We start from the raw sequence: 6,019 nt of genomic DNA, 5'->3' as shown, positions 1-6,019 counted from the left end.
GGCGTGGGGATCTCACGAGGCGTGGGGATCTCACGAGGCGTGGGGACCTCACGAGGCGCGGTGATCTCACGAGGCGTGGGGACCTCACGAGGCGCGGCGATCCCACGAACCGCGGGGACCGCGCGGGAACCGCCACCGGCCCCGGGCGGCACCCGCCCGGGTGCCGTCCGCGGCGGGCGCGGCCCCGAGGCCGCGGCGCACCGCATAGGCTGGGGCCCTCACGTACGTCACACCCCGGGGAGAGACACACATGGCACCCGCCATCCCTGCTGCCATGGAGCGGCCGCACTTCATCGGCATCGGCGGCGCCGGAATGTCGGGCATCGCCAAGATCCTCGCCCAGCGCGGGGCGGAGGTCGCCGGCAGTGACGCGCGCGAGTCCGAGACCGCCGCGTCCCTGCGGGCGCTCGGCGCGACCGTGCACATCGGGCACGCCGCCGCCCACCTGGCCGACGACGCCACCAGCGTGGTCGTCTCCAGCGCCATCCGCGCCGACAACCCCGAGCTGGCCCGCGCCGGCGAGCTGGGCATCCCGGTCGTCCACCGCTCCGACGCGCTGGCCGCGCTGATGACCGGTCTGCGAGCCGTCGCGGTCGCCGGTACGCACGGCAAGACCACCACCACCTCGATGCTCGCCGTCGCCCTCACCGAGCTGGGCCTCGACCCGTCGTACGCCATCGGCGGCGACCTCGCGGGCCCCGGCACCAACGCCCTGCACGGCGACGGCGAGATCTTCGTCGCCGAGGCGGACGAGAGCGACCGCAGCTTCCAGAAGTACGACCCCGAGGTCGCGATCGTCCTCAACGTCGAACTCGACCACCACGCCAATTACGCCTCGATGGACGAGATCTACGAGTCGTTCGAGGCGTTCGTCGCCAAGATCCGCCCCGGCGGCACCCTGGTCGTCGGGGAACACTCCGGCGCCCGCGAGCTGGCCCGCCGCGTCGAGGGGCGCGCCGACCTGAACGTGGTCCGCGTCGGCGAGTCGGCCGACTCCGACGCCCGGATCACCGCCATCACGCCCAAGGGCATGACCAGCGAGGTCACCGTCGCCCTCGACGGCACCGAGCACACCTTCACGGTCTCCGTGCCCGGCCGCCACTACGCCCACAACGCCGCCGCCGCACTCGCCGCCGGTGCCCGCGTCGGCATCGACCCGGCCGCCCTCGCACAGGCCCTCACCGCCTACACCGGCGTGGGCCGCCGACTCCAGCTCAAGGGCGAGGCCGCCGGCGTCCAGGTCATCGACTCCTACGCCCACCACCCCACCGAGATGACCGCCGACCTGGAGGCCATGCGCGGCGCCGCGCGGGACTCCCGGCTCCTCGTCGTCTTCCAGCCGCACCTGTTCTCCCGCACCCAGGAGCTCGGCAAGGAGATGGGCGACGCCCTCGCCCTCGCCGACGCGTCCGTGGTGCTGGACATCTACCCGGCCCGCGAGGACCCGGTCCCCGGCGTCACCAGCGCCCTGATCGTCGACGCCGCCCGCGCGGCCGGCGCCGACGTCACGGCCGTGTCCGACAAGGAGACGGTGCCGGACGTCGTCGCGGGAATGGCCAAGCCGGGCGATCTCGTTCTCACCATGGGCGCGGGCGACGTCACGGACCTCGGTCCGCGGATTCTCGCCCGCCTTTCGGACTAGGGGGATGTCCGGCGGCACGGCATGATCCACCGGACACCCCCACAGAGGAGGGCGCATGGCGTACGAGGTCGAGAAGCCGGACGAGCAGTGGCGGGCCGAACTGTCCCCGGAGGAGTACCACGTCCTGCGTGAGGCCGGCACGGAACGCGCCTTCACCGGCGAGTACACCGACACCAAAACGAAGGGCGTCTACTCCTGCCGCGCCTGCGGCGCCGAGCTCTTCACCTCCACGACCAAGTTCGAGTCGCACTGTGGCTGGCCGTCCTTCTACGACCCGAAGGACAGCGACGCGGTCGAGCTGATCGTGGACCGGTCCTACGGCATGGTCCGCACCGAGGTGCGCTGCGCCCGGTGCGGCTCCCACCTGGGCCATGTCTTCGAGGGCGAGGGGTACGCCACTCCGACGGACCAGCGGTACTGCATCAACTCCGTCTCGCTGCGGCTCACCCCCGACGAGGACTGATCCGGCGCCGCCTGATCGGTCACGGGCCGGCCGGGAGCGGTCTGATTGGGGCGCGGCCGCCGGCCGGTCAGGTCCGCGGCCCCAGCGCCTGCACCGCCCACTTCGCGCGCCGGGCCAGCGGGCCGAGGTGCCGTGCGGCGGGACCGTCCGCGTGCTCCAGCAGCGGGCGGGCCGCGCCGAGAGCCTCGCGGGCCGGCCCGCCGTGCCCCGAAGCAGCCGCAGCCACGGCCAGTTCGAGGTACTCCCCGGTGATCCGCCGCCCGATCCCGAGCCGCCGCCAGTTCTCCGGGACGCGGTCATCGGCGGCGGGGACGGCGGGCTGCCGCCCCGGTGGCAGGGGCGGTCCGTCGAGGCCGGCGACCGTACGGTCCAGTGCCCGCAGGGCCGCGGCCGGATCGCCCGCGCGGCGTTCCAGCCCCGCCAGCACGAGGAACGCCGAGGCGCGGTCCCACCGGGTGTCGTGCAGCGAGGCGTGGCGGTACTGCGCCCGCGCGGCCTGCCGGTGGTCTCCCAGCGCCGCCAGCTCCCGGGCGAGCGCGCCCAGCAGCTCCCGGTCCGCCGGGCCCGTGTCGTCGAGCAGGCGTATCAGTGCCACCCGGGCGAGCTCGGTGCGGCCCAGGCGGGCCGCCAGGCGTATCCAGGTCAACTCCGGCACGGCCACCGGATTCCCGCCGAACGCCTCCCAGGCCGGCCCCCGCGCCCAGGCGGCCAGCGCCTCGGGCGTGTCCGGAACCCCGTCCGGCGCCGGCGCGTGCCGGACCAGTACGTCTTCCCCGCACAGTCCGCGCAGCAGTGCGAGGTCCTCCGCCCGGCCGTGCCGGCCGGCCAGATGCGCGGCCAGCCGCAGCTCCTCCGAGACCCCGCCGGCCGCCGCCTCGCGCTTCAACACCCCGCGCAGCCACGGCAGATCCTCCCGGCCGCGGTCGAACTGCGCGGCCCGCAGCGCCACCGCCCGGCGCGCCGGGTCGTCCGCCACCTCCTCCGCGGCCGCGCCGCCGGCCCGCAACAGCTCCAGGTCCGCGCGGCCCGCGGCCAGCACGGCCTCGCGCACCGGTGGCCGCGGGTGCGAGTCCAGCAACCGGTAGGCACCGCCGTCGCGCGTGTTCAGCAGCACGAATCCGGGCTCCGTACGCATCAGGGCGCCGTGCAGCCGGGCCACCAGTTCCAGGGGTGTCCGCTCCGGCAGTCCGAGGCCCTTCCGCAGCTCCGCGCGTGCGGAGGCCAGGTCGGGCACCCCCTCGCGCATCTCGCGTTCGCTCTCCGCGACCGCGGCCGCGACGGCCTCCTCACCGTCGTCCGGTGACAGATCCACGAAGTCGTACCAGCACGGAAGCCCGGTGATCACGTCCAGTGCCTCGGTCACGCTGTCGCCCAGCAGCCCCGCGTCGCCCTCCGACGAGGCGTACAGCACCGGACCGCCGTCGCAGACGAAGAAGGTGCCGCCCGTCTCGTCCCCCGCGACGGGCACCAGCGAGGCGCCCGACGCCAGCCGGACGTCCTCGACATGGCGGGCCCTTCGCACGTCGAAGTCGAAGGGAAACGCGGCCAGTTCCGCCAGGCGCGGCCGGAGCGCGAGCAGCCGGAGCAGACGATCGGTCATGTCGCAGAACGTAACAGCCTCCGCCGACAACGCCGCCGACAACGCCGTCGGCCGGCCGTCAGGCGGGCTGCAGCAGGTCCCAGCGGTTGCCGTAGAGGTCCTCGAAGACCACCACCGAGCCGTACGGTTCGTGCCGCGGCTCCTCCAGGAACCGCACGCCCGCCGCGAGCATCCGCGCGCGGTCCCGCTCGAAGTCCTCGGTGTGCAGGAAGAACCCGACCCGTCCGCCGGTCTGTGCGCCCACACTCGCCCGCTGCTCCCCTCCGCGCGCCCGGGCGAGCAGCAGCGCCGCGCCGCACCCGGCGGCGGCCGCGCCGGAGCCGGGCGGCCGGACCACGACCCAGCGGGAGCCGTCCCCGCGACCGGTGTCCTCGACCAGCTCGAAGCCGAGGGCGCCGGTGTAGAAGGCGATGGCCTCGTCGTAGTCGCGGACGACGAGTGTGACCAGTGCGATGCAGGACATGGGAGCCACGTTATACGTATGACCCGTCGGCGGCCAGCGCACCGCGACCGCCCCTGCGACAATGCCCCGCATGGACGCGCAGCAGTTCGCCGAACTCACCGCCCGCGCCCGCGGCCTGGCCGTGCCCGGCGGCCGGAGCATCCTCGGCCTCGCCGGCGCCCCCGGCGCGGGGAAGTCCACCCTCGGGGCCCGCCTCGTCGACCGGCTCGACGGGCTCGCCGTCCTCGTCCCCATGGACGGCTTCCACCTCGCACAGGCCGAACTGCGCCGACTCGGCCGCACCGGCCGCAAGGGCGCCCCCGACACGTTCGACGCCGCCGGCTACACCGCGCTGCTCGCCCGGCTGCGCGCCGCGGAGCCCGGCACCACGGTCTACGCACCCGCCTTCGACCGCGCCCTGGAGGAGCCGGTCGCCGGCAGCATCCCGGTCGCCCCCGACGTGCCCCTCGTCGTCACCGAGGGCAACTACCTCCTCCACGACGACGGTCCCTGGGCGGCCGTGCGGCCGCTGCTCGACGAGGTGTGGTTCCTGGAACTGGACGACCGGCGGCGGGTCGGCCGGCTCGTCGACCGCCACGTCCGCTTCGGCAAGGACAGGGCCCGCGCCGAGCGCTGGGTCCTGGAGTCCGACGAGGCCAACGCCCGGCTCGTCGCCGCCGGTCGCGGCCGCGCCGACCTCGTCGTACCCATGAGCTGACCGCCACACCGACAAGGAGACCCCATGACCACGGATCCCGCCCCCGCCGTCCTCACCGCCGCCGACCACCGCGCCCGCATGGACCGCGCGGCGCTCGCCGCCGCCGACGCCGGACTCGCCGGGCTGCTGATCGCCCCCGGGCCCGATCTGGTCCACCTCACCGGCTACCGGCCCGTCCCCACCGAGCGCCTCACCCTGCTCGTCCTCGCGGCCGGGCGCGAGCCGGTGCTCGTCGTGCCGGCGCTGGAGGCGCCCGACGCCGCCGGGTCCGCCGCCGGCAGCGCCCTCACGCTGAGGGACTGGACGGACGCGCAGGACCCGTACGCCGTGACCGCGCAGCTCCTCGGGGGCGCCGGCACGTTCGGAGTCAGCGACAACACCTGGGCCATGCACCTCCTCGGCCTCCAGAAGGCGCTGCCGGACACCTCGTACGCCGCGCTCAGCACCGCCCTGCCCATGCTGCGGGCCGTCAAGGACGCCCAGGAGCTGGCCCGCATGGAAGAAGCGGGCGCCGCCGCCGACCAGGCGTACCTCGAAATCCTCAAGGTGCGCTTCGCGGGGCGCCGGGAGACGGAGGTCGCCGCCGACCTCGCCGCCCTGCTGCGGGGCTTCGGGCACTCCCAGGTGGACTTCACCATCGTCGGGTCGGGCCCCAACGGCGCCAATCCGCACCACGAGGCGGGCGATCGGACCATCGAGCGGGGCGACATGGTCGTCCTCGACTTCGGCGGGCTCAAGCACGGCTACGGCTCGGACACCACCCGCACCGTCCACGTCGGAGAGCCCACCGCCGAGGAGCGGCGCGTGCACGACGTCGTGCGCGAGGCGCAGCAGGCCGGGTTCGAGGCGGTCAGGCCCGGCGCCGCCTGCCAGGACGTGGACCGCGCCGCCCGCGCGGTGATCGCCGCGGCCGGATACGGCGACTACTTCATCCACCGCACGGGCCACGGCATCGGTGTCACCACCCACGAACCGCCCTACATCATCGAGGGCGAGGAGCAGCCCCTCGTCCCGGGCATGTGCTTCTCCGTCGAACCCGGGATCTACCTGCCGGGCCGCTTCGGCGTCCGGATCGAGGACATCGTGACCGTGACGCCCGACGGCGGCCGGCGCCTCAACAACACGCCCCGCGAGATGGCCCTGGTCGACTGAGC

The 6,019-nt window shown here is 74.7% G+C and carries 6 protein-coding genes; 4 read left to right on the top strand and 2 right to left on the bottom strand.

The window, feature by feature from the left end; all coding sequences use genetic code 11:
* The first annotated feature begins 250 nt into the window (after nucleotides 1-250).
* Complete coding sequence (gene murC / locus ACY34K_RS26360) at nucleotides 251-1,642, top strand: UDP-N-acetylmuramate--L-alanine ligase (protein WP_462751329.1); 1,392 nt, start codon at nucleotides 251-253, stop codon at nucleotides 1,640-1,642.
* A 55-nt stretch (nucleotides 1,643-1,697) separates the two neighbouring features.
* Nucleotides 1,698-2,105 carry a peptide-methionine (R)-S-oxide reductase MsrB gene (msrB, locus tag ACY34K_RS26355; protein ID WP_462751327.1) on the top strand — a complete coding sequence of 136 codons (408 nt, stop codon included), beginning with the start codon at nucleotides 1,698-1,700 and terminating at the stop codon, nucleotides 2,103-2,105.
* Nucleotides 2,106-2,172: 67 nt separating this feature from the next.
* Here msrB and ACY34K_RS26350 read toward each other — a convergent pair whose 3' ends face one another.
* A complete protein-coding gene (locus tag ACY34K_RS26350; protein ID WP_462751325.1) occupies nucleotides 2,173-3,705 on the bottom strand; it encodes a hypothetical protein in 1,533 nt (510 codons plus the stop codon).
* A 58-nt stretch (nucleotides 3,706-3,763) separates the two neighbouring features.
* Nucleotides 3,764-4,168, bottom strand: coding sequence for a VOC family protein (locus ACY34K_RS26345; protein ID WP_462751323.1), 405 nt, complete (start codon nucleotides 4,166-4,168; stop codon nucleotides 3,764-3,766).
* A 61-nt stretch (nucleotides 4,169-4,229) separates the two neighbouring features.
* On the opposite strand from ACY34K_RS26345, the gene ACY34K_RS26340 reads away from it, so the two are divergent.
* On the top strand, nucleotides 4,230-4,865 hold the full coding sequence (locus ACY34K_RS26340) for a nucleoside/nucleotide kinase family protein (protein WP_462751321.1): 636 nt from the start codon (nucleotides 4,230-4,232) through the stop codon (nucleotides 4,863-4,865).
* A gap of 24 nt (nucleotides 4,866-4,889) precedes the next feature.
* Complete coding sequence (locus ACY34K_RS26335) at nucleotides 4,890-6,017, top strand: M24 family metallopeptidase (protein WP_462751319.1); 1,128 nt, start codon at nucleotides 4,890-4,892, stop codon at nucleotides 6,015-6,017.
* The last annotated feature ends 2 nt before the right edge of the window (nucleotides 6,018-6,019 follow it).

It is taken from the genome of Streptomyces sp. STAM6 (assembly GCF_054963715.1).
This window is presented reverse-complemented; position numbering and strand designations above follow the sequence as displayed.

What these genes read in the sequence shown, in the direction of transcription:
- murC (WP_462751329.1), top strand. Translation starts at nt 251, where the DNA reads ATGGCACCCGCCATCCCTGCTGCCATGGAGCGGCCGCACTTCATCGGC.
- msrB (WP_462751327.1), top strand. Translation starts at nt 1,698, where the DNA reads ATGGCGTACGAGGTCGAGAAGCCGGACGAGCAGTGGCGGGCCGAACTG.
- ACY34K_RS26350 (WP_462751325.1), bottom strand. Translation starts at nt 3,705, where the DNA reads ATGACCGATCGTCTGCTCCGGCTGCTCGCGCTCCGGCCGCGCCTGGCG.
- ACY34K_RS26345 (WP_462751323.1), bottom strand. Translation starts at nt 4,168, where the DNA reads ATGTCCTGCATCGCACTGGTCACACTCGTCGTCCGCGACTACGACGAG.
- ACY34K_RS26340 (WP_462751321.1), top strand. Translation starts at nt 4,230, where the DNA reads ATGCCCCGCATGGACGCGCAGCAGTTCGCCGAACTCACCGCCCGCGCC.
- ACY34K_RS26335 (WP_462751319.1), top strand. Translation starts at nt 4,890, where the DNA reads ATGACCACGGATCCCGCCCCCGCCGTCCTCACCGCCGCCGACCACCGC.